Raw genomic sequence first — 25,548 nt, forward strand, 5'->3', positions numbered from 1 at the left:
TTAGCAGAGGCCGCCGTTGACCGCGAGTACCTGGCGGGTGATGTAGCCTGCATCCGGGCTCATCAGGAAGCGCACGGCGGCTGCGACTTCTTCCGGTGTGCCGCTGCGTTCCATGGGAATCACCTTCAGGATCTGCTCCACCGGCACTTCCGGCTCGAGCATGTCGGTATCGATCAAACCCGGCGCAACGCAGTTCACGGTGATCTTGCGCTTGGCCAGTTCCACCGCGAGCGCCTTGGCAGCACCGATCACGCCCGCCTTGGATGCGCTGTAGTTGACCTGCCCGCGATTGCCGATCATGCCTGACACCGAGGTGATGCAGACGATGCGCCCGGCGGCGCGGCGCCTGATCATCGGCATCACCAGCGGGTGCAGCACGTTGTAGAAGCCGTCGAGGTTGGTCCGCAGCACCTGATCCCAGTCGTCTGACGACAGGCCGGGGAACGCACCGTCGCGGGTCAGGCCAGCGTTGCACACCACGCCGTAATACGCGCCGTTCGCGGCGACGTCCGCTTCCAGCGCTGCTGCGGTCGCGGCACGGTCGGCCACGTCGAACTGCAGTACGCGGGACTGGCGTCCGCGCGCGAGGATGTCGGCCTGCACGGCCTCGGCCTCGTCGCGGCGGGACCGGCAGTGGACCACGATGTCGTGGCCGGCATCCGCCAGGGCAAGCGCGATGGCGCGGCCGATGCCGCGGCTGGAGCCGGTAACGAGGACGGTCTGGGTCATGGTGCGGTTCCGGTGGGATCGAGGTTGTTGCGTGGATCGAGGAAAGGGGTGGGGTCCGGCGGACTGAACACGGTGAGCCGGGCCTCGGCGTGCACGCCGCCGCCGTCGACCTGGCAGGCGAACGAGGCCATGCCGTCATCGTCGTGGAAGGTGCGCACGGCTTCCACCCGCAGGCGCGTGCCCGGCGGGAACACATCCGCATCCGCACGATAGGCGCGCGTGCCGAGCAGGAAGCCCGGGCGCACGTCGCCGCCGTCGGCCAGCACTTGGCAGCCGTTCCACGCTGCGACGGTCTGCGCCATCAGTTCCACCCCAGCCCACGCCGGCAGGCCATCCAGCGTGACTTCGGCGTCGCCGCGGCGCACGGTGCGCTCGCAGACGATCCGGTCGGCACTCCACTCCACCACGGCATCGATCCAGATCATGCGGCCGGCGTGGGGAAGCAGCTGTTCGATTGGCCAGTGGCTCATGGGACGATGCCTTCGCGGGCGAGGCGACGCTCCACGTCATCGATGAACACGCCCGGCGAAACCAGCTGCATCTCGCCATCCGCCAGCCGTACGGCGACCTGGACGGTGCTGGCGCGGGTGAGGCGCTCGCCCGTCGTCGCGTCGCTTACGCTGTAATGGATCTTCAGCCGGTTTTCCCATTCGACCAGTTCCGCGCGCACGCGTAGCGGCTGGCCGAAGCGCGCGGCCTGCACGTAGCGCAGCTGCAGGTCGATGATCGGCCAGGCGAAGCCGGTTTCCTTCATCCTCACGTAGTTGTGGCCGACGTCGTCGAGCAATGCGCAGCGGGCGATTTCCAGGTATTTGACGTAGTGGCCGTGCCAGACGATCTCGAGCGAGTCGACGTCGAAGAACGGCACTACCAGCTCGACCTCGGCCGAAAGCACGCCTTTACCGCGCATGGGTGGTGCCCTCGCTGGGTCCGACGTGCAGATAGGCCGACGAACACGTTGCATCCACCGTGCGATAGGTGAAGTGCAGGCGGCCGCGCGCCGGGTCATGGCGCAGGCGGAGTTCGACGCGGTCACCGGGGCGCAGCAGGCGCTGGAACTTCAGCTGGTCGACGGAACGACATGTCGCCGGCGTACCCAGCCGCGGGCTGGCGAACTCGAGCGCCCACGCAATCTGCAGCACGCCGGGTAACACCGGTGCATCCGGGAAGTGGTCGGCGAAGCAAGCCAGGTCCAGCGGCAGTTCGAGCGAAAGTACGTGGGTGTCGCCCTCGACCTGCTCGGACAGGACACTGGCGATGCGCGGCAACGGCGACTGCAGCAGCAGGTCGATGCAGCTCGGATCGGGCAGGGTGTCGACGAAGCGCCACGCCAGCGGGGTCGACAAGGCATCGTCGCCCGCCGCGTGCTGGCCCAGTTCGCTGACCAGCCCCGCGCGACCGTGGCGCAGCAGCGCCATGCGACCCGCCGGTGAAAGCGCCACGATCATCCCCGGCGCCTGGTTTTCCGCATGCCCGCCCACCGCGGCCGCGACCCATGGGTGCGACGCAAGGCGACCGGCGGCAAGGGTCATCGGCGCGGCACGCAGGCGCCGGCGCATGCGCTGGCGGCATACCCACTCCACCGCGAACAGCGAGCCCATGACCAGGTAAGCGAGCACGCCGTTATAGAACGTCCACCACGACATCGGCCCCCAGGCGGCGAGCAACGCCGACACGCTGCCGTTCGCGGCGAAAAACACCACCCATACCCAGGTGACCTTGCGCGTGTAGGCGACGGCCGCCAGTGGCAGCTCGGGTTCGAGCAGGCGGGCGAAGCGTTCGATCATCGGGGGCCCGAAGCGCAGGCTCAGGCCGAACGCAGCGAACAGCAGCGCACAGATGAGGCTGGGGTACCAGCGCAGCAGGCGTTCGTGGCCGCCGAGCGCGAGAACCGCACAGTAGGCGAGCATGATCGCCAGCATCCAGCGGCCGCCCGGCTGGTGCACCAGGGCCGGTGCGCGGATGAGCCACAGCGCGCCGAGGATCAGGCCGAACACGGGCGGCGAAACGTGGTCGCTGCCGAAGTACACGATGAACGGATAAAGCAGGCCGACCGCGACCAGCAGGAGGTTGGTGAGCTTGCCCGGGGCCTTGTGCTGGCGGGCGATCATGCGGGCAATTCCATGGCGTAGAGGCGATGCAGGTGTTCGTTGAGCCGGCGCGAGGCGATCGGCGCCGGGGTGTCGGTGCTGAATGACGCGACCTCGATGTCGTCGCCCACGCGCAGGTGCATGTGTACGCGCCGGTGCGGGACGCGATACCAGGGCTCGGCCTTGGTGAGCGTGGTCGGCACCACCGTGATGAAGACCGGCGTGACGACGCTGGCGCCGCGCACGGCGATCGCCGCCGCGCCGCGGTGGAACACCGGTGGCTGGCCCGGCGTGGTCCGCGTGCCCTCGGGAAAGACGATCAGGGTCTGGCCTTCGCGCAGCACGTCGGCGGCACGATCGAGCATGTCGGCGCTGCCGTCGTTGCTGATGTACTCGGCGACGCTGACTGGCCCGCGCATGAAGGGGTTCTTCCACAGGCCGTGTTTCACGATGCAGTTCGCATCCGGCACGTGGCCGATCAGGAACACCACGTCGATCAGCGACGGATGGTTGGCGACGATCATCTGGCCTGGGCGACCCAGCTTTTCCAGCCCCTCGAAGCGGTAGTGGACGACACCGGTGCGAAACATGAATTGCGAGTGCAGCCAGAACGCCCGGCCCACCGTGCGTCGGGCGCGGCGGCGACGCACCGGCAACGGCGCGGGCCAGTGCATCACCACCGGCAGCACCAGCACGCGCAGCACCAGCCCGCCCAGCCCGAACAGGGCGAACGACAGGGCGGTGCAGGCGAATCGCCACGGCCAGGCGTCCTGGCGGCGCGTCGTCATGTCGGCGGCGAGGTGCATGCGATGCTCAGGCCTGGCTGTGGGCGGATCCGGGGTCATGGTAGCGCCGGATGACCAGCGCCGCGCAGCTGCCGCCGAAGCCGAAACTGTTGGTCAGCACGGCTTCGATCGTGGCGTCGCGTTCGCCGTCGAGCAGCGGGGCCTCGGCGAAGGCTTCGTCCGCCTCGGCTGGGGCGGCGCCGGCCAGCAGCACGCCGTGCTCGATCATGCCGATGCACGCGATGGCATCCAGTGCGCCGGAGGCCGCGGGCGCATGCCCGGTCAGGCCCTTGATCGACGACATCCACGGCACCGGCTGGCCGCGGTCGCCGAACACGCGACGCAGGGCCTGCCATTCGGCGAGGTCGCCGTGGAGGGTGGCGCAGGCGTGGGTATTCACGTAGTCCGGGATCACGCCGGCGAGGTCGATCGCCTGGTGCATGGCTTCGGCCATGCCGTCCGCATGCGGATTGACCATGCCCTCGGGATCCGATGCGGCACCGTAGCCGGCCATCTCGGCCAGGATGGTGGCGCCCCGCGCGAGCGCATGGTCGAGCGATTCCAGCACCAGCACGCCGGCGCCGCCACCGAGCACAATGCCGTCGCGATCCGCGGCATAGGGCGTGGACACCGCCCCGCCGGCGACGCTGGTGGTGGACAGCGCGTTCATCACGTCGAAGCACATGGAGGCCTTGTCGTGCAGTTCCTCGGCGCCGCCGCAGACAACGATCTCCTGGCGGCCGAGCTGGATCAGCTCCATCGCCTGGCCGATCGCGTGGGTGGCGCTGGTGCAGGCCGAGCCGACCGTGAAGCCGCGGCCACCGAAGCCAAACGCGTGGATCAACGTCGCGGCAATGGCGCTGCCCATGCTGCGCGGGACGATGAACGGAGACAGCCGGCCATAGCCCTTCGCATGGAACACCTCCAGCCCGGCTTCGTATTCGGAGAGCGCGGCCGAGCCGCCCATGACGATGCCGACATCGCGCTCGCGGACCCGCGCTTCGTCGATGCCCGCTTCGGCCAGCGCTTCGCGGGTGGCATGCCACGCGTATTCCGCGGCCTGGGGGAAGTAACGACGCAGCTTGCGCGGCGGCGGGGCGAGGTCGCCGAGGTCCACCGGTGCCGCGGTACGGCAGCGCATGCCCAGCGCGGCGTACCCGGGCATGTCGCGAAAGCCCCTGCGCCCGGCGCGCAAGCCGTCGAACAGGGCCGCGCGGCCTGCGCCGAGGCAGGACACGGCGCCCATGCCGGTCACGACCACACGCCGCATTAGCGGTGCGCCCTGAAGATCAGCGATGTGTTGATGCCACCGAACGCAAAGTTGTTGTTCATCACGATGTCGGTCTGGATCTCGCGGCCTTCGCCGGTGAGGTAGTCCAACGCCGCGCACTCGGCGTCGGGTGCGTCGAGGTTGATGGTGGGCGCGAACCAGCCGCGACGCATCATCTCGATCGCCCACCACGATTCCAGCGCGCCGCATGCGCCCAGCGTATGGCCGACGTAGCTCTTCATCGAACTGATCGGCACCGCGCCGCCGAGCACGTCGTGCGTCGCGTGGCTTTCGGCGACGTCGCCGCGGTCGGTGGCCGTGCCGTGCGCGCTCACATACCCCACCTCGCTCGCGGCGATGCCTGCATCGTCCAGCGCCATGCGCATCGCGGCGGCCATCGTTTCGCGGGTGGGCTGGGTGATGTGCGCACCGTCGGAGTTGGTGCCGAAGCCGATCACCTCGGCGTAGATGCGTGCGCCGCGCGCGACGGCATGTTCGTACTCCTCGAGCACGAGGGTGGCGGCGCCTTCGCCCACGACGAGGCCATCGCGCTTGCCATCGAACGGCCGCGGCGTGAGCCCGGGCGTATCGTTGCGCGTGCTGGTGGCGAACAGCGTATCGAACACGGCCGCGCCCGGGCCGGAAAGCTCTTCGGCGCCTCCACAGAGCATCAGTTGCTGCTTGCCCTGCTGGATCGCCTCGTAGCCATAGCCGATCGCCTGGCTGCCCGAAGTGCACGCGCTGGACGTGGTGATGACGCGGCCCTTCAGCCCGAAGAACACGCCGACGTTCACCGCCGTAGTGTGCGCCATCATCTGGATGTAGCTGGTGGCGGTCACGCCCTGCATCGAGCCGGTCTCGAGCATCCGGCCCACCGTGCGCGCCGGTTCGATGCTGCCGCCGGACGAGCCGTAGGCCACGCCCATGCGTCCGTCACGGATGCGCTCGTCGTCGAGCAACCCGGCATCGGCGAGTGCGCGTTCGCTTGCCGCGGTGGCCAGCAACGCGACGCGGCCCATCGAACGGGTGTGCTTGCGCGACCAGTGCGAGGGCGTGGCGAAATCGTCCACCGGCACGCCGAGGCGGCCGTTCAATGCATCGAAGTAATCCCATTCGCCCATCCGCCGCACCGCATTGCGGAACTCGCGGAGGCGCGGCTCGATGCTAGCCCAGTCGTGGCCCAGCGGCGTGATGCCGCCGAAGCCGGTGACGACGACGCGCTTCAGGGCGCGGCTGGCGTGTGCCGAGGTGTTCATGCGTGGTCTTTCACGGGTGCGGTGACGCTCACCGGGGCGAGCAGGGCGGTGAAACCGATGCCTAGCAGCAGGGTGAGGCCGAAATGTTGCAGGGCGGGCATCGAACTCAGGGCGAGAAGCCCGAAGGAAAGCAGGGCGGTGACGGCCGACAGCAGCACGCCGGCGTAGGCGGCGCCGGGGATGTGCGCCGCATGCGGTTCACCCTCGCGCAGGAACACGGCGTAATTCGCGCCGACGCCCAGCACGAGCATCAAAGCCATCAGGTGGAAGAGGGTGAGCGGCTGGCCTAGGTAACCCAGCGCCGCGACGCTGAGCACGATGCCGGCGGTCGGCGGCAGCGCGACGCGCCACGCGCCACGCACGCCATAGCGCCACGCGAAGGCGAGCACGACCAGCACCAGCGCGGCGCCCAGCCACAGGCCGGCATAACCACGGTATTCGCCGAACAGCGTGGAGACGCTGGCGGGCTTGTCGATCACCGAGACGCCTGGCAGGCCCTGCGCGACCGTGCGCATCCGCGCCACGTCCACGTCACCCTGCGGCACCACGATGCTGCCCTTGTCCATCCACAGGTACTGGAAGGGCATATACGCGGGGAAAGCTTTCCAGTCGGCCAGGGTGAATGGCTTGCCCGGGAAGGCGGCCGCATACGCTTCGGCGGCCGCCGGCTTGAAGCCGCCCGCCACCATGCGCGCGACCATGTCGGGGCCGCCCACGCCCTGGGTCACGGCGGCGAGGTTCTGCGCCTGGCGTGCCTGCGAGGGCAACATGGCGCTGACCCCGGTCCAGCTGATGTGTTCGGCCTGCAGGCGGTCGGTAAGGGCTTCCTCGTGCTGGAGCACCTGTTCCGGATCCTTGCCTTCGACCAGCCAGAACTGCGTGCCACCGCCGTAGCCGGCCACGTCGCGGATCAGGGCAGTCTGTGCATCGAGGGAGGGCGGCGGCGAGATCAGCAGGTGGATGTCGTCGTCATGCCCAAGCTGCATCCAGCCCGGGATGGCCGCGAGGGCCAGCACGCCGATCGCCAGCAGCGCGCGACGGCCCGAAGCGATCCGCTGCCAGCCGAGGGCGACGCGGACGAAGGGCCGGGCCAGCGGTGCACGCGCAGGCTTGCGCAGCAAGGCCGGCAACAGCCAGAACACGCTGGCGCAGGCGACCGACATGCCGGCGATCGCGAACACGGCCATCTGGCGCAGGGCGGGGAAGGGCACCAGCGCGAGCAGGGCGTAGCCGAGCAACGAGGTCGCCAGCGCCAGCAGCAGGGCCGGCTTCACCTGGCGCACGCCACGCAACGGTTCCCACTGGGCGCCGGCGTTCGCGCGGGCGCACAGGTACTGGATCGAATAATCCACGGCTTCGCCGAGCAGGGCGGCGCCGAACACCAGGGTCAGCAGGTGCAGCTGGCCGAACACCAGGATCGTGGCCACCACCGCACCAACCACGCCCAGCGCGGTGGACAGGAAGGCGATCAGCAGCGGTCGCATGGAGCGGAACACGAACAGCAGCAGCACGGCGATGCCCAGCGTCGAGGCGATGCCGACCACGTGGGTGTCGCGCTCCGCGCCAGCGCGGGCCGCGGCGGCGTAGAAGATCGCCCCGGTGCGCAACACGCGCGTACCCGGATGCTTCGCCAGCACCTCGCGTTCGGCGTCGGCAAGCGTGGCCAGGGCGCGGCGCTGCACGCCGTCGTCGTACGACGAGCCCGCCAGCGTTCCGACCACGAGCACGTAGCTGGCGTCGTCGCGATGCACGGTGAGCATGTCGTCTTCCGGCACCAGCGTGCCGCTGTTCCACGGCTGGCGATCCAGCCAGTGCTGCATCCAGCCGAACGGGTCGTCGCCCAGCTTCGGGCCGATCGTCGCGCCGAACGGTTCGTTCAGGCGGCGCTTGATCGCCGACACCGCATCGAAACCCGGTGCCAGCAGGGCGGCGCGGTCGTCGCCGGTGAGCAGGTGGAAACGGTAGGGCAGGAACGGCGTGACCAGTTGCTCGAGATCGAACGGCGGCAGCTCGGCGAGCACGTTGGCGAAGACCTTGTCCTTGCCCAGCGCCACGCCGAGTTCGCGTGCCGCGTCCTTCGCCGCATCGTCGTCCTTGTTGGCGACGAGCAGGATCATCCGGTCGCCGCTGGCCTTGCCCAGGCGCTCCACGGCCTGTTCGGCCAGCGCATTGCGTTCGGTGGTCGGCAGCATGGCGAGCAGGTCGGTCTGCAGGGGCGAGGCGGCGCGGCCGAACAACAGCCAGGCGCCCAGCGCACAGACCATCAATGAAACGACGGCGAAGACGGCCGCGCGGGCCGTGGTCGTCAGTGGCTTCATGGGATGCCGAGGGCCTTGGTTTCCAGTGCGCTGAGCGTGCCCGCGTCACGCGTGCCGGCGAACGTGATCGAGGTGCTCTCGCCGCTGGCCAGTTTTACTTCGATCGACTGCAGGAAAGCGTCGCCCTTGAGGGTGATGCCGGCGAGGACGCGCGCGACCCGGGCCTGTTTCGGCACGAAATGCAGGGTCCAGTCGTCGACGCTGCCCTCGGCGGTGATCGTGAACTGTCGCGTGGCATCGTCGGCCTTGCCGGCCAGCAGGCTCTGCAGCATGCCCGAGACCTGGCTGACCCCACGGTTGCCGTCGCGCACGCGCTGCAGGTTGCCCTGGGCGTCGACCCGGCGGGTGTCGCCCGCGGTCAGCGCCAGCGTGTCTTCGTAGGGTTGCTTCGTGTGCCAGAGCATCCCGTGGCCGATCACGAACAGCAGTTCGCCCTTGCTGACCTGCGGCTCGGCCAGGTCCGGGTTCGTGCGGGTCTGGGTGAAATCCGCGCGCACCTGCTGGTGCTTCGACAGGTTGGCCAGCACGTCGTTGGCGAGCGGGGGCACCTGGGCTTGCGCCAGGGTGGCGCAGCAAAGCAGGGCGAGCATGGCGATCAGACGACGCATCAGTGGGTTTTCCGTGTGAATTTGCGGAACAGCAGGCGCGGGGCGCGCGGAAGCATTCCTAGCAGAAGACGCGTGTGCATGGCGGTGATGCGCGCGTTGTCGCGCCACAGGCGGAAATGCGAGATGCCGTCTTCCGGATAGATCACCCGGGTGGGCAGGTTGTGCACGGGCACGCCACGCCAGAACAGGCGCACGGCCACTTCCGTGTCGAAATCCATCCGCGGCGGGAACGGCTTGCGCGCGATTTCCGCGCAGGTCGCGTCGAGCGGATAGAGCCGGTAGCCCAGCATCGAATCCCGGATGTCGAATGACAGGGTTTCGAGCCACACGCAGGCGTGGGTCAGGTAGCGCCCGTAGAGCCGTGCCTTGGGGATCGATGCGTCGTACACCGGCGTGCCGCAGATCATCGCGCCGGGCGACGCCTGGGCAGCGGCGAGGAAACGCGGGACGTCGGCGGTGTCGTGCTGGCCATCGGCGTCGATCTGCAACACATGGCTGTAACCGGCATCGCGCGCCGCGATGAAACCGGCACTCAGCGCCGTGCCCTTGCCGCCGTTGCGGGGCAGCCGCACCAGGGTGAGGTCGTCGCGGCCGGCCACCAGCGCATCGAGGATGGCGCGGGTGGGTTCCGATGAGCCGTCGTCGACGATCAGCACGGGCAGGCCGTGCGCGGTGAGCGCGTTGGCGGTGGCCGCGATGGTCCGGCCGTGGTTGTAGATCGGCACGACCGCGCAGGGTGCGAAGGGTCGCGCGCCAGGCGCGCCCGTTCCGGCCGTACCCGTCATGCGATCGTCAGCGGGCGACCAGTTGCTGCACGGTGGCGACGACGTCGCCCACGGTGCGCACGCTCTTGAAGTCTTCCGGCTTGATCCGGGTCCCGGTCATGTCCTGGACCTGGATGGCGAGATCGATCGCGTCGATGCTGTCCAGTTCAAGATCGGTGAACAGGTTGGCCTCGGGCGTGACCTTCGCGGGGTCGATCTCGAAGGTCTCGTGCAGGACCGAGCGCAGGCGCACCAGGATGTCGTCTTGGGTGAAGGTTTCGGCTGGGATCGCGCTCATAGCTCGGTAAGTCCATTACATCCGCGGTGGTCGTTGTCCGCCGGTCCGTTGGGACACAAGCGGGGCAGCGCCGCCAGGGCGACGAAGGTCGTGATCTGAATTGGTCGTGCCACCAGTGTGGCCTTACTCCCCTGCACCCAAAAGCTTCGTGTAGGCAAAGCCTTACAAGAGGCCGGGGGCGTGGTGAAGTGTACCAGATTGCAGCTACTTGCGAGTCGCCGAGCGGCCGCCGTTTGGGCGCGGCAAGCCCGTGGCCGCCGCGCCGCTCTCTCCAGCCTGTGAGACGGCACCGGGGGTCAGGGGTCTTCGTCGTCGATGACCCGGACGTTGGTCGCGTAGCTGGGGCCGTCGACCCCGGGGTGGACGTCGAACGTCACGCGCTGCCCCGGCTTGAGCGTCGGGGCGTTCGTCGGAACGCGCGGTGACCGTGACCGGTCGGCGGGCACCGCGGTGAACCGGCGCATCGGGGCGAACACGGGCCGTTTGTCCTTGTTGTCGCCCTGGTCACTATCCATGGCGCTTCCTCCGGATGCCGGGCGGTACGTGCTCAGATGGTCTGTACGTCTTCCGCCTGGGGACCTTTCTGGCCCTGGGTGACAACGAACGATACGTGCTGCCCTTCCTGCAGCGATTTAAATCCTTGTCCCTGGATGCTTCGGAAATGGACGAAGACATCGGGGCCTCCCTCCCGTGAGATGAAGCCGAATCCCTTGGCGTCGTTGAACCACTTTACCGTCCCGGTCACGCGTGTTTGTCCTGGGCTGTTCATGGCACGTCCTCACTGATGTGATGCCTAGGCTAGGCCGCCGTGCGCGCGAAGGAATCCGACTAACGGCCTAGGCGTGGCCGACGAACTGTCGCCAGCTCAATCACTCACGGCGTGGCTGCCGCTTTTGCGTGGCGAAAAAGCCATGAAAAAAGCCGCCGGATCGCTCCGGCGGCTTTTCATGCTGCGTGGTGCGTGGTGCTTACTGACCGCGCATGCGGCCCTGGAAGCGCGGTGCGCCGTTACCCATGTGCGGCAGGCGGATCTTGCCGATGGCATTGATGCGCTCTTCGGCCATGCGGTCCGCGGCCTTGTAGGTCGGGATGTTGTCGCGCGAGGAGATCTCGAAGATGCGACCGACGTTGTAGTAGATCGTGCGCATCATGCGCATGGCGCGCTCGCGGTTGTAGCCGTCGATTTCCAGCGATACGTTCATCACGCCGCCGGCGTTGACGGCGTAGTCCGGTGCGTAGAGCACGCCGCGGCGGGCGAGTTCGTCGCCGATCGCGTCGGTGGCCAGCTGGTTGTTGGCCGCGCCGCAGATGATCTTCGCCTTGATCCGGTCGATGGTCTGCTCGTTGACCGTGCCACCCAGGGCGCACGGGCTGTAGACGTCGGCGTCGACGTCATAGATCTCGTCCAGGCCCACGGCTTCGCAGCCGAGTTCGTCGACGCAGCGCTGCACGGCATCCTTGTTGATGTCCGTGACGAACACCTTGGCGCCCTGTTCGCGCAGCAGCTTGATGAACTCGCTGCCCACGTGGCCGCAGCCCTGCACGGCGTAGCTGTACTTGCCCACGTCTTCGTTGCCGTGCTTTGCCTGCAGTGCGGCCATCAGGCCCTGCAGCGTGCCGAACGCGGTGAACGGCGACGGGTCGCCCGAGCCGCCGTGGACCTGGTGCACGCCGGTGACGTACTCGGTTTCGCGGTAGACGTATTCCATGTCGTTGACGTCGATGCCCACGTCTTCGGCGGTGATGTAGCGGCCGTTGAGCGAGTTGACGAAACGGCCGAAGGCGCGGAACAGCGCTTCGGACTTGTCCTTGGAGGGATCGCCGATGATCACGGCCTTGCCGCCGCCCAGGTTCAGGCCGGCCACCGCGTTCTTGTAGGTCATGCCGCGCGACAGGCGGAGCACGTCGTTGACCGCATCCTGCTCGGTCTTGTACGGCCACATGCGCAGGCCGCCCAGCGACGGGCCAAGCACGGTGTTGTGGATCGCGATGATGGCCTTCAGGCCGGCGTCTTTGTTATGGCAGAAGACGACTTCTTCGTGGCCCGTGTTGGCGATGGTTTCGAAAATCATCGAACGCAAACTCCAGTTTTCATGTAGTGCAGCCCGCCCCCTTGAGGCGAACCGGCGGTGGGGACCACCGGTGGGGAAGCGACCGTCCAAAAAAATCGCCCCAACCTGGATGGCGGGGGCGATGTGTCGTGTCAGCTGCCTAGTTTAAACCGTTATCGCCGAGTTGGTAGATGCGGCGCAGCACGCAAATGTTAAGTTTTTAGCGGTGCCAGTGCGGATCGCGCACCCAGACCTCGCGTTCGTAATGGTAGCCGCCGCGATACGGACGCCAGCCCGGGCCGCGATAGACGTACCCCGGCCGCCCGGTCGCCCAGCGACCACCCACCCAGACATAACGGCCGCCGTACCAGTTCCAGTAGCCGGGGGCCCAGACGTAGCCGGCGCGCGGCGGCGGCACGCGCTCGAAGCGCGGCGGCGGCGGGGCGTTGCGGATGACAACCACTTCCCGCGCGGCGACCGGCGGGGTGTAGCTGGCGGCGCCAGCGGCCAGGCCAAGGGCAGCCACGGCGGCGAGGGTGCGGGTGAGGCTCGACATGAGGTGATCTCCTTCAACATCCGCAGTAGCGCGGACTCGTGAGGAAAAACGGAGACGGGCGGGTCGGGTTGACCCTGTTGCCGCAAGATGTTCAGCTTCGTGAAAGCCTATCGCCGGGGAGCCCCGCCTCCCTGCGGCCGCTTCAACCACCAGGCCGAACGCCCAGAATGCCGTCCCCATGAAGCCTCCACGCCGTTTCGGCGCTCGCACCATCGCCACCTTGCTGGGCATCCGCTTCGCTTACCGCCTTGGCAGCCGGCTGTCGCCGGGACGGACGGTGGCGCACGCCGCGCGCCTCTTCCAGACGCCGTTGCCGAGCAGCCGCGAGCGTGCCGCGCATGCGGCGGCCAGCATGACCGCCCGGCGCGAAACCGTGGAGGTGAAAGGCGATGCCATCGCCACCTATGTATGGGGCGATCCGGCCTCCCAGCCGTACATCCTGCTCGTGCACGGCTGGTCGAGCATGGGCCTGCGCTGGGAGTCCTGGATCCCGCAGCTTCTCGCGAAAGGCTGGGCGGCTGTGTCGTTCGACCAGCCGGCGCATGGCCACAGCGGCGGCACGCTCTGCACCTTGCCGGACTTCGTCGACACAGTGCGCGCCATCGGCCGGCATTACGGCGATGCGGAAGGGGTAATCGCCCATTCGCTGGGCGGCGCGGCGGTGACGCTGGCCCTGGATGACGGCTGGACGGCGAAGCGCGTGGTCCTGATCGCGCCGGCGGCTGATCCGGAAGCCGCCACCTACCGGTTCGCGCGCTTCGTGCGCCTGGCCCAGCGCCTGCGCGGTCCCTTGCACGACACGCTGGCGAAGCGCACCGGGATCCAGATCGGCGAGCTGCACATCCGCCACCACGCGCCGAAGCGGACCCAGCCGGTGCTGGTGGTGCACGACGTCTTCGACCGGGACGTGCCGATCGGGGAAGCTGATCTCTATGGGCGTTTCTGGCCCGGGGCGATGGTGTTGAAGACGCGCAAGCTCGGTCACAGGCGGATCGTGGACGACGAGGACGTGCAGGCGGCGGCGGTAACGTTCCTGACCGGCGTCGACCTGTAACTGCCCTCGACCTGCGACCGGCATGGACCTGTAATTGCGCTCGGCGTTGACCTGTAGGAGCGCGCCTGCGCGCGACATCTTTGGGCCAATCCGGAACAGGGCCTGCGCGTGGTCGCCAAGATCGGTCGCGCACAGGTGCGCTCCTTGTATCTTGGCGGTGCCTCCCATCCGGGGGGTGTGCGAAGGATTCCGGGGAGGCCGCGCGCTCCTTGAAGCAGGATGTTCCTGACTTCGCCTGTAGAGTGGCCCCCCGCCCCATTGCCAACTGCGGAGAGTATCCAGAAGCCCGCGAGGGACTTCGCATACAAGGTTGCAGGGGCAAAAAATGCGGGGTCGGGGAGCCGGATCCATTCTCACGCTAACTCGCGGAGGATGTAAGGGATGGTCATGTCGATCGGATTGGACGTCAGCGCGCGCGACTGCGCCGTGGCCTCGTATGACAACGGCAAGGGTGTTGCGCTGGGGAAGTTCGAGCAAACCCCGGCAGGACATGCACGGCTGGCCAGGAAGCTTCTGGATTTACGGCCTTCCTGGGTGGTGATGGAAGCGACCGGGATCTATCACCTGGACCTGGCCATCGCGCTGGATCGGGCTGGATTGCCGGTCTCGGTCATCAACCCGCGCAGTGCCAAGCGGTTCGCCCAGCTCAAGCTCAAGGGCACCAAGACCGACACGATCGATGCGGGGTTGCTTGCCGAGTATGGCGAGGCGCTCAAGCCGGCACGCTGGATCGCACCGGAGCAGGCGGACCTGGCCCTGCGGGACCTGGGACGGCAGGTGAACCGGCTGTTGGGGGAGCGGGTCCGCGCGAAGAACCGCCTGCACGCCCTGACTGCCAAGAAGGGCACGCATGTGCTGCTGCTCGAGGACGAAACCGAGGCCGTCGCCACCCTCGATCGGCGCATCGAACGCCTGCGCGGTGCGATGCGCCAGCAGATCGACACCGATCCGGTGCGCCAAGCCCAGCTTCGCCACATGACCGCAGCCCCGGGCATCGCCGAGGTCTCGGCGATGGCGGTACTCGCTGAACTGGCCATGCTTCCCAGCACTATGAAAGCGCCGCAGGTCAGCCGCCATGCGGGCCTGGACGTTTGTCACACCCAATCGGGCACGAGCGTCCACGGACGGCCGCGGCTAAGCAAGGGCGGAAACACCTACCTGCGCGCAGGCATGTACATGCCTGCGCTGGTTGCCGTGCGCTACGACCCCTTGGTCAAAGCCTTCTACGAACAGCTGCTTCGTCGCGGAAAGGCCAAGCGCCAGGCCCTCGCGGCAGTCATGCGCAAATACCTCACCGGGCTCTGGGCTTGCCTGCGCGACAACGAAAACTTCGACGTCACCAAGCTTTTTAGCCCAGAGCACCTTAGGCAGGGTTGACCGGGAAGAGAGTATCTACAGGGTTAGGGGCGGGGGCATACGGCCGCGCACGCTGCACTGCATCAGAGCCCGGGCCAGCGGCGGCGGTAGAATTGGCGGGTTCCCTATCCCCGCATCGGTTTTTCCCGGAGTTTCCATGAGCTCGCAGCCCAAGCACATCCCCGCCAGCCACACCGACGCGGAGGCCAGCCCGCTGCGCTTCGTCACGGCGGCGAGCCTGTTCGATGGCCATGACGCGGCGATCAACATCATGCGCCGGATCATCCAGAGCCAGGGCGCCGAGGTGATCCACCTGGGCCACAACCGCTCGGTCGAAGACGTGGTGCGCGCGGCGTTGCAGGAAGACGCTGACGCCATCGCGCTGTCGTCCTACCAGGGCGGCCACGTCGAATACTTCAAGTACATGGTCGACATGCTGCGCGAGCGCGGCGCGTCCCACGTCCGCGTGTTCGGCGGTGGCGGCGGCACGATCACGCCGGAAGAAATCAAGGAACTGCAGGCGTACGGGGTAGAGCGTATCTACCACCCGAACGACGGCATGAAGCTCGGCCTGACCGAGATGATCGAAGACGTGATGACGCGCACCCGCAACGCGCAGAAGGCGCGTACCGAACAGGTGCCCGCCGCGACCTCGATCGACGACGAGATCTCCATCGGCGGCATGCTTTCGGCGATCGAAGAAGACGCGCTGCCGTCGGCCGAGCTGGAGCGCCTGCGCAAGGAATGGAAACTCGCCGGTGGCAAGACCCCGGTGCTCGGCCTCACCGGTACCGGCGGCGCGGGCAAGTCCTCGGTGGTGGATGAGCTGCTGCTGCGCTTCCTGCATGCCTTCCCGGAGATGCGCATCGCCGTGCTCGCCGTCGATCCGACCCGTCGCCGCAGTGGTGGCGCGCTGCTCGGCGACCGTATCCGCATGAATTCCCTGCGCAGCCACCGCGTGTACATGCGTTCGATGGCGACGCGTCGGCAGCATGCCGCCACTTCGGTGGTGCTGCACGACTGCATCGATTTCCTCAAGGCCCAGGCCTACGACCTGGTGATCGTCGAGACCGCCGGCATTGGCCAGAGCGACTCGGAAATCGTCGACCTGGTCGACTTCCCGGTCTACGTGATGACCAGCGAATACGGCGCGGCCAGCCAGCTGGAAAAGATCGACATGCTCGACTTCGCCGAGCTGGTCGTCCTCAACAAGTTCGACAAGCGTGGCGCCGAAGACGCGCTGCGCGACGTGCGCAAGCAGTGGAAGCGCAACCGCATCGCCTTCCAGCTGGCCGACGAGAAGGTGCCGGTCTACCCGACCATCGCCAGCCAGTTCAACGACCCGGGTGTGACCTGGATGTTCGACAACCTGTGCCGCCTGCTGCGCGAGAAGCTTTCGCTGCCGGGCGCGGGCTGGACGCCGGACGTCGACACCAGCCTGCGCGAGCCGCGCGCGACGGTGCTGATCCCGGGCAGCCGGGTGCGTTACCTGGCCGAGATCGCCGAGCAGGGCCGCGGCGTGAACGGCGGCATCGCGAAGCAGGCGGAAGCGGCGGCGAAGGCGCAGCACTATTTCGAGTCGCTCAAGGACATCGGCGACGACGCGCTGCCGCGTGCCTTCGACCTCTACGACCATGCCTTGCTCAGCGTCGAGGGCGACCGTTCGCTCGCCACGCTGCGCCAGCGCTACAACGAGGCCGTGCGCGAGCTGTCCAGCGAAGCGATCAACCTCCTGCGCGAGTGGCCGGCACGTTTTGCCTCGGTCACCGCCGAGTACAACGAGTACACGGTGCGCGACAAGGTGATCCGCGTGGAGAACTACCGCGAGTCGCTGAGCCACCAGAAGATCCCGAAGGTATCGCCGCCGAAGACCAAGGACTGGGGCGAGCTGCTCTCGTTCCTGATGCGCGAGAACCTGCCGGGCTACTACCCGTACACCGGTGGCGTGTTCCCGTATCGCCGCGCCGGTGAAGACCCGACCCGCATGTTCGCGGGCGAGGGTACGCCGGAGCGGACCAATCGCCGTTTCCACTACCTGTCGCTGGGTGGCGCCGCCGCGCGCCTGTCGACCGCGTTCGACTCGGTGACGCTTTACGGCGAAGACCCGGCGCCGCGCCCGGATATCTACGGCAAGATCGGTAACTCCGGCGTCAGCATCGCCACGCTCGACGACATGAAGAAGCTGTATTCCGGCTTCGACCTGTCCGCGCCGAGCACCTCGGTGTCGATGACCATCAATGGCCCGGCGCCGATCATCCTCGCCATGTTCATGAACACGGCGATCGACCAGAACATCGAGAAGCACCTCAACGAGGAACCCTCGCGCTGGGACGCCGTCAACGCCCGCATCGCCGAGCTCTATCCCGACGGCAATCGCCCGAAGTACAACGGCGACCTGCCGGCCGGCAACAACGGCCTCGGCCTCGGCCTGCTGGGCGTGTCGGGCGAGGAAGTCGTCGACGAAGAAACCTACGCGCGGATCCAGGCTTACACGCTGGCGACCGTGCGCGGCACCGTCCAGGCCGACATCCTCAAGGAAGACCAGGCGCAGAACACCTGCATCTTCTCCACGGAATTCGCCCTGCGCATGATGGGCGATATCCAGCAGTTCTTCGTCGACAACAAGGTCCGCAACTTCTATTCGGTGTCGATCTCGGGTTACCACATCGCCGAAGCCGGTGCGAACCCGATCAGCCAGCTGGCCTTTACGCTGTCGAACGGCTTCACCATCGTCGAGTACTACCTCGCCCGCGGGATGAAGATCGACGACTTCGCGCCAAACCTGTCGTTCTTCTTCTCCAACGGCATGGACCCGGAATACACGGTGATCGGCCGCGTCGCCCGTCGCATCTGGGCGCGTGCGATGCGCGAGCGCTACGGTGCCAGCGCGCGCAGCCAGATGCTCAAGTACCACATCCAGACCTCCGGCCGTTCGCTGCACGCGCAGGAGATCCAGTTCAACGACATCCGCACCACGCTGCAGGCGCTGTATGCGCTGTTCGACAACTGCAACAGCCTGCACACCAACGCATACGACGAAGCGATCACCACGCCGACGGAAGAGAGCGTGCGTCGCGCCGTGGCGATCCAGCTGATCATCAACCGCGAGCTCGGCCTCAACTTCAACGAAAACCCCTGGCAGGGCAGCTACGTCGTGGACGAGCTGACCGACCTGGTTGAAGAAGCCGTGTACAAGGAGTTCGAGGCGATCAGCGAGCGCGGTGGCGTGCTCGGTGCGATGGACACCATGTACCAGCGCGGCAAGATCCAGGAAGAGTCGATGTACTACGAGCACAAGAAGCACGACGGCTCGCTTCCGCTCATCGGCGTCAACACCTTCCTGCCCAAGGACCACGGCGGCGAGATCGCCACCGAGATCGAGCTCATCCGTTCCACCCCGGAAGAGAAGGGCCAGCAGATCGACAACGTGCTGCTGTACGGCAAGGCTCGCAACGGCCTCGCCCCGGACAGCCTGCGCAACCTGCAGAAGACCGCCCGCGATCGCCGCAACGTCTTCGAACAGCTGATGGACGCCGTCAAGCACAACAGCCTTGGCCAGATCAGCCACGCCCTCTACGACGTCGGCGGCGAATACCGCCGCAACATGTAGGAGCACGCCCGCGCGCGACATCTTTTCGCGACCACGCACAGGGATGTGTCGGCACCACCAAAACGAACCTGTCGCAGCCAAAAAACGGAAATATCGCCACCACCGAAACGGATATATCGCCACCACCGAAACGGATGTCCATGTTCCCGAATACCCTGTCGCGCGCAGGCGCGCTCCTACAGATCCTGTTGCTGTTCCTGCTCTGCCTGGCGACGGCCGCCTCCGCGGCGTCGCCGCCACGCCGCATCCTCTTCGTCGGCAACAGCCTCACCTATGTCAACAACCTCCCGTCGGCCACGGCTTCGCTGGCGCCGCCCGACGTGGAGGTGGACGCATTCGCCTTGCCGGGCGCCTCGCTGGCCGACGGCGAACACAATGCGCGCCTCGCCGACCTGCTTGCCCACGGCCACTACACCGACGTGGTGTTCCAGGAGCGAGGCGGCGATGCGGTCTGCCATGGCGAGGGCTGTCTCACCCGCCCGCACCACGTCGAGGTGAGGCGGGCGAGCACGGTGCTCGCGAAAATGGCCCGCGATGGCGGCGCACGGCTCTACTACCTGGGCACCTGGCAGCTCAACACGGTCATCGAGCCGGAGCTGGTCAAGGGCGAACGAGACATCGCCGCCGCCATGGGCGCCCGTTACATCGAACTGGGCGAAACCTGGCTGCGCCTGCGCGCCGCGGACCCGAACGCTGCGTGGCTGCACAGCGATGGCCAGCACCCGGGCCACGCCACTACGGCGCTGATGGCCGTGCGCGTCTGGCAGGCGCTCTCGGGCGAGCGGGCGACGCGTCCTCCCTGCGTCGGCGGCACGCTCTACTACCACGCGCCCAGCGACGACGGCTTCTTCCATGTCGACCGCGCGGCGCAGCCCGTGACATGCCTCGTGAGCCAGGAGCAGGTCGCGGCCTTCGCTGCGTCCAGTCCGGACTGACGCAGGCTCGCGGACCGGCCGCGGACATGCCGCCCCGCGCGCACCCCTGCTAAGCTCGCCCGATCGATTCGGGGGAGTCCAGGGAATGGCAAACGAAGATGCGCGCGCGTCAGCCTCGGCTGATGCCGAACCGTTGTGGCAGCCGCCGTCCCTCGTGCTGTCGATCAACAAAGTGCTCGCCGGCTTTGTCATGGGGCTGCTGTTCGTCTCGGCGCTGGGGCTGTCGTCCACGTTTGGCTTTCCCTGGACGGTGGTCATTCCGTTCGCGACGCTCGGCCTTGCCGTGGCGGTCCATGAGCTCGGCCATTTCATCGCCGCCCGGCGAGGCGGGATGTGGATCCTGTCCGTCCGTCTCGGCCCGCTCCAGTTCGCACCCAGGCGGCGCGGCTGGAAGATGCGCGTGAAACGCGCCGCGACACGCGGCGCGCTGGGCTCCGTCAGCGCGTTGCCACCGCTGGGTAAGCCGTGGCGCCCGGTCTTCATCCGCTTCATGCTGGGCGGCGTGGCAGCGAATGCCGTTTTGATCGCGCTGCTCGTCGTTGGCATGGTTCTCACGCCCACCTTGCATGCGAAGGCCGGCTGGGTGGCCGCGATCTGCGTAGCGGTCGGGCCGCTGGTGAACATCCTGCCGTTCCGCCACGGGATGGACTCCGACGGCTTGCAGGCCCTGCGCTGGTGGCTCCATCCGCCGTCCGAATCCTCGCTGCGAAACACCGTGGCGCTGGTTCGCATGAACTACGCAAGGCGGCTGGCGGAGATCTCGCCGGCCGACGTGGCGATTTTCGAGGGCATGAGCCCGATGCACGCCCTCTGGTCGCGGGTGAAGGACGACCTGGCCCACGGCGCGTGGCGCGAATGCGCCGGGCGAATGGGCGCCTGGAAGGCAGCGCTGTCCAGCGACCCCGCCCAACGCGCCGCGCAATCGGAATTCGCGAGCCTGGTACGGCGTGAGATCGAATTCGCGGCCGCGGTCGTTGCCCGTGATGCAAGCCTGCTCCCGGACGCAGCCGCCCTGCGTGACGCGAGCTGGCATATCCCGGCACTGCCGCACCGCTACGACGTGTTCAGGGCGTGGCTCGCTGGCGGTGGGCATGGCATGGCCCAGGCAAGGCGCCGCGCGCTCGATGCCGCCGCAGACAGCCTCAGCTTCACGGCCGAGGAAAGCGAAGGCCTGTTGCTCGATGCGCTCGCGGCGACCGATCGCTGGGCCGTGGAACCGGCCGCCGCCGCCGACGTAGACGGCATGACCTCAGCGGCGGGTGACAGCGACGAGGACAGCGATGCCGGTACGACGTCAGCGCAGCCGCCGTCCATCTGGCAGCCCACGCCAGGTACGCGGTCTACGCTTTCATTGGTGTGGCTTGCGGGCCTGCTGATGCTGGCTTACCTGGCGATCCATGGGAACGCGGCCCGGTACGGCGTGACCCTGGCCTTCGTCGTGGGCATCGTTGGGCTGTTCGCCTCCTTCCTCGTGCGCGAGGTCGCCCGCTTCGTCGTGGCGCGGCAGCAGGGCATGGTCGTGCTTGGCTTGCGCTTCGGGGCACTGCAAATCCTCCCTTTGCGCGGCGGTATGCGGATGCGCTGGCGTCGCTGGCGGGCGGGGCAGGGCTTCTCCGAACTGCATGCCATGCCGTCCGCCACGCGTCCCTTGCGCCGTGGTTACCTCTGGCTTGCCCTTGCTGGCTTCGTGCCACAGCTGGCCCTCGCGGCGCTTTGCTTGCTGGCCGCGCAGCTGGCCAGCGACATGCTGGTCCACTCGATGCTCACCCTGGCGGGCTATGCATCGCTCATGCCGTTTTGTAATCCCTACTCGGCAGCGCCTTCCGAGCTCAACGATGTCGTCAACGCCTGGCGATGGTGGCGCCACCCGCCGGACGAAGCGCACTTTCCGAGCTTGCGACTGCATGCGCGCGTGCTATCGGGTGCACCGGTTTCCCTGTTGTCCGAACAGGAACTGGAGACCATCGCCGATGGGTCCCCGGTGGCGGGCGCGTGGTATCGCGTCAAGGCAGCGCAACAGCGTGGCGCATGGTCGGATGCCGTGGAGCTGGGCCTTGTCTTGCAGGACGCTGTTTCGACCGACCCGCAGGGTGAAGCCGTTGCGGAGATCGCCATGCTCACGCGGCAGGAGATCGACTGGATGTCGGCCGTGAACGAGCGTGACGCTACATGGCTCCCGGGAGATGCGGATGTCCAGGCAGCGCGCTGGGGGAATCCAGCGTTTGGCGCACGCTGCCGGGCAGTGCGGGCGTGGCTTACGCGCGATGCGGCGGCGCTCGCCGTGGCGACCGGGGAGGCGGAAGCCGAGGCCAGCCGCAGCATCGATCGGTCGTTGGTGGAGAGCGAGCGGCTCATATTCCGCGCGCTAGCTGCTACACCGAACCACGTGTAGGAGCGCGCCTGCGCGCGACATCCTGTTGCGTCGTGGCAACCAGATGTCGCGCGCAGGCGCGCTCCTACAAACAAAGCGTGGGTTAGCGTGTCAGTCGGACGCGAAGTCGATCCGTTCCATCCTGTGCGCCTTCACCAGCGCGAGGACCCGCGCCACGTCCTCGTAAGGGGCTTCATCCTTCGCATGCAGCTCCACGTGCGGGATCAGCGAGGCGTCGTCACGTCCACTGGCCGCAGCGATGTCCAGCTGCGTGGCGAGGCTCGCGTCGGTCACCAGCGTGCCGTTGAGGAAGACCATGCCACCCGAGTCGACGGTGACCCGAAGTGGTTCGGGAGGATCGAGGATCTCCCCCGTGCCATTGGGCAGGTCGACCCGGTTCCTTTGCGCGATAACCGGCGTGGAAATCATGAAGATGATCAGCAGCACCAGCAGGACGTCGACCAGTGGCGTGACGTTGATGCCGGCGATGGGGGACGACTCGGCCCTTGCAGAGAAAGCCATACTTCCTCCTTGCACGTTCGATGATGTGGTGGGAACCCTGGTGCCGGCCATGGGGGATGCCGGCGGCCCGAGCTTGCCCTGCCAAAGGGGGCTTCCCGCAAGCCCCGGCCCGGGTGCATGATCGGCGGATCAGGTGGAGACGGCATGGATACCGAGTTGCACACCGCGGCGGAGCCGCCGCCGAGGCCCATGGCCGCCCTCTGGCGCCGCTGGCTGGCCTTCCTCATCGATTGGATCATCCTATCGCTTGGCGGCGCCATCGCCGGCCTCGTCCTGTTCGAGCCCTTCGCTCGGATGGGGCTGTGGTGCCGCGTGCTCGGCTTCGCCATCGCGGTGATCTATTTCGGCATCTTCGATAGCGGCTGGGGCGGCGCGGGCTCTCCCGGCAAGAAGGTCTTGAGTATCCGCGTCGTCGATGGCGCAGGCCGGGTGATCGCCGTCTGGCGTGCGCTGCTACGTGCCGCCGTCATCTGCGTCCCGGTGTTGCTAAATGGCATGTTGCTGTTTCCCGCAGAAGCCCCGCTGGGCGCACGGGCCCTCGAGGGCCTGGTCGGCGGCCTGTTGCTTGCGTCGCTCTACCTGCTCGTATTCAACGCCGGCACCCGGCAGGGCCTGCACGACCTGGCGACGGGCACGTTCGTGATCCGCGGAAGCGCCTCGCGCGAAGCGATGGCCGGATACACCTTCTGGCGGCCGCATCTTGCGATAGCCAGCGTTTTCCTCGTGGTTGCCGTGCCGATCAGCCTCGCGGGCCTGCCGGTCTTCCTGCGCTTTACGCCGGCGATGAACCACCAGGTGCTCACGCCGCCGGTGGGAGGGCAGGTCGCCATCCTGGGCGCCTGGATGAACATGAATCCGGCTACGGGGCCGGCTCGCCACTGCACATCGATGAAGGTGCTACTCGGCGGAAGCGGTGTCGGCATCGACGATCCGCAGCTGGCCCGGCTCGTTGCGATGCGCCTGGCGCCGCGAGCGCATTGCCACCTCGAGGGACCCCTGCCGGTACGCATGCAGTACGGCTTCGACCTCGGTTTTGCGAGTGGCGTCGGATTCCGCGACCTCGTCCTCGATGAAGCAGGCCTGACCCGCTCGCCTTGAACCTAACCCGCCATTCGTAGTCCCATGGGGGTTGGTTTTAGGGAGTGCGTTGCGTTGAGCAGTCAGTCGTCGTCAGGTTCGAAGTGGGTGGCAGGCGTGTTGATCGTCGCCATCATTGCCTTGGGTGCCGTGTTCTTCTATCGCGAGAAGCAGGCCAGCGTATCCGCGCAGGCGCCGCCGGCCGCTGCGTCCTCTGCCCTTGCTCCACCCACTGCCGTGAACAACGCCGCGCTCCCCGAACACCCGATCGGCCCCGCCAGCGGCTCGACCGCCGGGCTGCCCGCGCTGGGCGACAGCGATGAATCGGTCCTGGCCGGCCTGCTCGGCCTGACCAGCGATGGTGCGCTGAAGACACTGCTGCGCCCCGATGCGATCGTGCCGCGCATGGTCGCCACCATCGATGCGCTGCCGAAGCAGACCATCGGCATGAACGTGGTGCCGCTGCGCGTGCCGACCGGGCGCTTCCAGGTGCAGAACGCCGACGGCATGTTCGCCGAGTCGAAGCAGAACCTGCAGCGCTACGACACCTACATGTATGTCGCCGACCACATGGATCCGAAAGCCGTGGCCGCCTGGTACAAGCGCAGCTACCCCTTGTTCCAGCAGGCCTACCGCGACCTCGGCACCGAAGGCTATTTCAACGACCGCCTCGTCGAAGTGATCGACCACCTGCTGAAGGCGCCCGAGCCGAAGGGCCAGCTGCAGTTGATCCCGGCGAAGGTCGGCTACGTCTATGCCGACGCGAACTACGAGCAACTCTCTGTCGGCCAGAAATTCATGATCCGCGTGGGCGCGGAGAACGAGGCGAAGCTGAAAGCCAAGCTGCGCGCGCTGCGCGAGGCGATCCTCGCGAACGCACCGGCTACGACCAGCACCGAGTAACGGTCGATCGGCCGCGACGAAGGATGTCGCGGGCGTCATCCATGACAGGGTGTCCTTTCAGTTCTTCTTCGACGGATCGCGCACGGGCACGTTGATGTTGCACAGGTCGATCTTGCCCGCCGGCCGCGTGTAGAAGTCATCGCGACGATTGCGCTTGGCGTCGACCACCGCCGCGAACACCTTGCTGTCGGTGCGCAGCACCTGGATCGGCGTGCGCTCGGCTTCCGGCACGTCGGCGGCGAGGCGGACGTCCTTGATCGTCACCCGCTGCGCGGGCTTGTCGTAGAAGCCCATCGGTTCGCCACCGCGGGGGTAGGCCGAGAGCAGCTCCATGCCCTTGATGACCTTGCCGGCCACGGCGAGGTTGCGGTCGAGATTGCGCGGCGCCTGGCCGATGATGGCGTACAGCGAACTGCCGTTGCCGGTTTCGGCACCGGTGTCGCGGGCGACACCGACCGTGCCATAGCAATGGGCGATCCACGCTTCACCGGCCTTCGGATCGCGGGCGACCGGGAAGCCGTCCGAGAAACCCACCTCCGGCGCATAGACGTCGCCATCGGCGAGCCGGGTGAACGGATACGGCTTGCCGCCCTTGCGGGTGAATTCCGGGGTGAGCGTTTCCTTCGCGGTGCCCAGGCTCTTGGCCTTCTTCTTGTCGTCGCCGTCGGGATCGCCCCACTGGGTGACGAAGTTGTCCTGCACGCGGATCACCTGGGTGCCGTCGAAATAGTGCTCGCGGATCAGCGTGCGGATGTTCGCGGCGTGCTCCGGCGACCAGTCCTGGGCCAGCTCGATGATGACGCGGCCCTGCGGCAGGTCCATGTAGACGAGGTTCTGCGGATCCGGCGTGCGCCAGTCGGACGGCGTGGCTTTCGCCAGCAGTTCCTTAGCGGTGGGCGACTTTTTCGCGTCGTCGGCGACGGCGGGCAGCGCCACGGCGGCGGCAAGGGCGAGCGTGAGGCAGGTACGTGCGAGCATGGGATCCCCGGATTGGT

General features: G+C 67.4%; 24 protein-coding genes. 7 read left to right on the plus strand and 17 right to left on the minus strand.

The genetic code is table 11. The features are described 5' to 3' along the window. The 15 genes from fabG to KPL74_02120 form a co-directional block, all read right to left on the minus strand. On the minus strand, positions 1–729 hold the full coding sequence (fabG, locus tag KPL74_02050; protein ID QWT20803.1) for a 3-oxoacyl-ACP reductase FabG: 729 nt from the start codon (positions 727–729) through the stop codon (positions 1–3). After that, positions 726–1,199, minus strand: a complete 474-nt coding sequence (locus KPL74_02055; protein QWT20804.1) for a hypothetical protein — start codon at positions 1,197–1,199, stop codon at positions 726–728. Before KPL74_02055 ends, fabG begins: the two co-directional genes overlap by 4 nt. Then, positions 1,196–1,639, minus strand: a complete 444-nt coding sequence (locus tag KPL74_02060) for an acyl-CoA thioesterase (protein ID QWT20805.1) — start codon at positions 1,637–1,639, stop codon at positions 1,196–1,198. Before KPL74_02060 ends, KPL74_02055 begins: the two co-directional genes overlap by 4 nt. Then, positions 1,629–2,840, minus strand: a complete 1,212-nt coding sequence (locus KPL74_02065) for a hypothetical protein (GenBank protein QWT20806.1) — start codon at positions 2,838–2,840, stop codon at positions 1,629–1,631. Before KPL74_02065 ends, KPL74_02060 begins: the two co-directional genes overlap by 11 nt. Further along, on the minus strand, positions 2,837–3,625 hold the full coding sequence (locus KPL74_02070; GenBank protein ID QWT20807.1) for a 1-acyl-sn-glycerol-3-phosphate acyltransferase: 789 nt from the start codon (positions 3,623–3,625) through the stop codon (positions 2,837–2,839). The genes KPL74_02065 and KPL74_02070 overlap by 4 nt, the downstream gene beginning before the upstream one ends. 7 nt (positions 3,626–3,632) lie before the next feature. Beyond that, entirely contained in the window at positions 3,633–4,874 is a 1,242-nt protein-coding gene (locus KPL74_02075; protein QWT20808.1) for a beta-ketoacyl-[acyl-carrier-protein] synthase family protein, read from the minus strand. After that, positions 4,874–6,130, minus strand: coding sequence for a beta-ketoacyl-ACP synthase (locus KPL74_02080; protein QWT20809.1), 1,257 nt, complete (start codon positions 6,128–6,130; stop codon positions 4,874–4,876). The genes KPL74_02075 and KPL74_02080 overlap by 1 nt, the downstream gene beginning before the upstream one ends. After that, positions 6,127–8,448 (minus strand): MMPL family transporter, encoded by a 2,322-nt coding sequence (locus tag KPL74_02085; GenBank protein QWT20810.1) that lies wholly within the window; start codon positions 8,446–8,448, stop codon positions 6,127–6,129. Before KPL74_02085 ends, KPL74_02080 begins: the two co-directional genes overlap by 4 nt. Then, positions 8,445–9,056 carry an outer membrane lipoprotein carrier protein LolA gene (locus KPL74_02090; protein QWT20811.1) on the minus strand — a complete coding sequence of 204 codons (612 nt, stop codon included), beginning with the start codon at positions 9,054–9,056 and terminating at the stop codon, positions 8,445–8,447. Before KPL74_02090 ends, KPL74_02085 begins: the two co-directional genes overlap by 4 nt. Continuing rightward, positions 9,056–9,781 (minus strand): glycosyltransferase family 2 protein, encoded by a 726-nt coding sequence (locus tag KPL74_02095; GenBank protein ID QWT20812.1) that lies wholly within the window; start codon positions 9,779–9,781, stop codon positions 9,056–9,058. The genes KPL74_02090 and KPL74_02095 overlap by 1 nt, the downstream gene beginning before the upstream one ends. A gap of 67 nt (positions 9,782–9,848) precedes the next feature. Further along, positions 9,849–10,118 carry an acyl carrier protein gene (locus tag KPL74_02100; GenBank protein ID QWT20813.1) on the minus strand — a complete coding sequence of 90 codons (270 nt, stop codon included), beginning with the start codon at positions 10,116–10,118 and terminating at the stop codon, positions 9,849–9,851. A 296-nt stretch (positions 10,119–10,414) separates the two neighbouring features. Then, a complete protein-coding gene (locus tag KPL74_02105) occupies positions 10,415–10,633 on the minus strand; it encodes a cold shock domain-containing protein (GenBank protein QWT20814.1) in 219 nt (72 codons plus the stop codon). A 32-nt stretch (positions 10,634–10,665) separates the two neighbouring features. Next, on the minus strand, positions 10,666–10,887 hold the full coding sequence (locus KPL74_02110; GenBank protein ID QWT20815.1) for a cold-shock protein: 222 nt from the start codon (positions 10,885–10,887) through the stop codon (positions 10,666–10,668). A 199-nt stretch (positions 10,888–11,086) separates the two neighbouring features. Then, entirely contained in the window at positions 11,087–12,190 is a 1,104-nt protein-coding gene (locus tag KPL74_02115; GenBank protein ID QWT20816.1) for a leucine dehydrogenase, read from the minus strand. Between the two features lie 199 nt (positions 12,191–12,389). Next, positions 12,390–12,725, minus strand: coding sequence for a YXWGXW repeat-containing protein (locus tag KPL74_02120; GenBank protein QWT20817.1), 336 nt, complete (start codon positions 12,723–12,725; stop codon positions 12,390–12,392). Positions 12,726–12,903: 178 nt separating this feature from the next. Between KPL74_02120 and KPL74_02125 the strand changes: the two genes are divergently transcribed. From KPL74_02125 to KPL74_02145, 5 genes are all read left to right on the plus strand, one after another. After that, on the plus strand, positions 12,904–13,779 hold the full coding sequence (locus tag KPL74_02125) for an alpha/beta hydrolase (protein ID QWT20818.1): 876 nt from the start codon (positions 12,904–12,906) through the stop codon (positions 13,777–13,779). A 387-nt stretch (positions 13,780–14,166) separates the two neighbouring features. Next, entirely contained in the window at positions 14,167–15,156 is a 990-nt protein-coding gene (locus tag KPL74_02130) for an IS110 family transposase (protein QWT20819.1), read from the plus strand. Positions 15,157–15,292: 136 nt separating this feature from the next. Further along, entirely contained in the window at positions 15,293–18,745 is a 3,453-nt protein-coding gene (locus KPL74_02135) for a methylmalonyl-CoA mutase family protein (protein QWT20820.1), read from the plus strand. A 140-nt stretch (positions 18,746–18,885) separates the two neighbouring features. Next, entirely contained in the window at positions 18,886–19,680 is a 795-nt protein-coding gene (locus tag KPL74_02140) for a hypothetical protein (GenBank protein QWT20821.1), read from the plus strand. 85 nt (positions 19,681–19,765) lie between these two features. Beyond that, entirely contained in the window at positions 19,766–22,072 is a 2,307-nt protein-coding gene (locus KPL74_02145) for a hypothetical protein (protein QWT20822.1), read from the plus strand. 90 nt (positions 22,073–22,162) lie between these two features. Here the strand turns inward: KPL74_02145 and KPL74_02150 are convergent, their stop codons facing one another. Beyond that, positions 22,163–22,573: a biopolymer transporter ExbD gene (locus KPL74_02150; GenBank protein QWT20823.1), complete on the minus strand. Its 411-nt coding sequence runs from the start codon at positions 22,571–22,573 to the stop codon at positions 22,163–22,165. Positions 22,574–22,717: 144 nt separating this feature from the next. On the opposite strand from KPL74_02150, the gene KPL74_02155 reads away from it, so the two are divergent. Continuing rightward, positions 22,718–23,671 carry an RDD family protein gene (locus tag KPL74_02155; GenBank protein QWT20824.1) on the plus strand — a complete coding sequence of 318 codons (954 nt, stop codon included), beginning with the start codon at positions 22,718–22,720 and terminating at the stop codon, positions 23,669–23,671. Positions 23,672–23,725: 54 nt separating this feature from the next. After that, on the plus strand, positions 23,726–24,553 hold the full coding sequence (locus KPL74_02160) for a DUF3014 domain-containing protein (protein ID QWT20825.1): 828 nt from the start codon (positions 23,726–23,728) through the stop codon (positions 24,551–24,553). Positions 24,554–24,610: 57 nt separating this feature from the next. On the opposite strand, the gene KPL74_02165 is transcribed toward KPL74_02160, so the two are convergent. Further along, the gene (locus KPL74_02165) at positions 24,611–25,531 is read right to left on the minus strand and encodes a peptidylprolyl isomerase (GenBank protein ID QWT20826.1); all 921 of its coding nucleotides are present in this window, start codon (positions 25,529–25,531) and stop codon (positions 24,611–24,613) included. Between the last annotated feature and the right edge of the window lie 17 nt (positions 25,532–25,548).

This window comes from Bacillus sp. NP157, from assembly GCA_018889975.1.
Taxonomy (GTDB): Bacteria; Pseudomonadota; Gammaproteobacteria; order Xanthomonadales; family Rhodanobacteraceae; genus Luteibacter.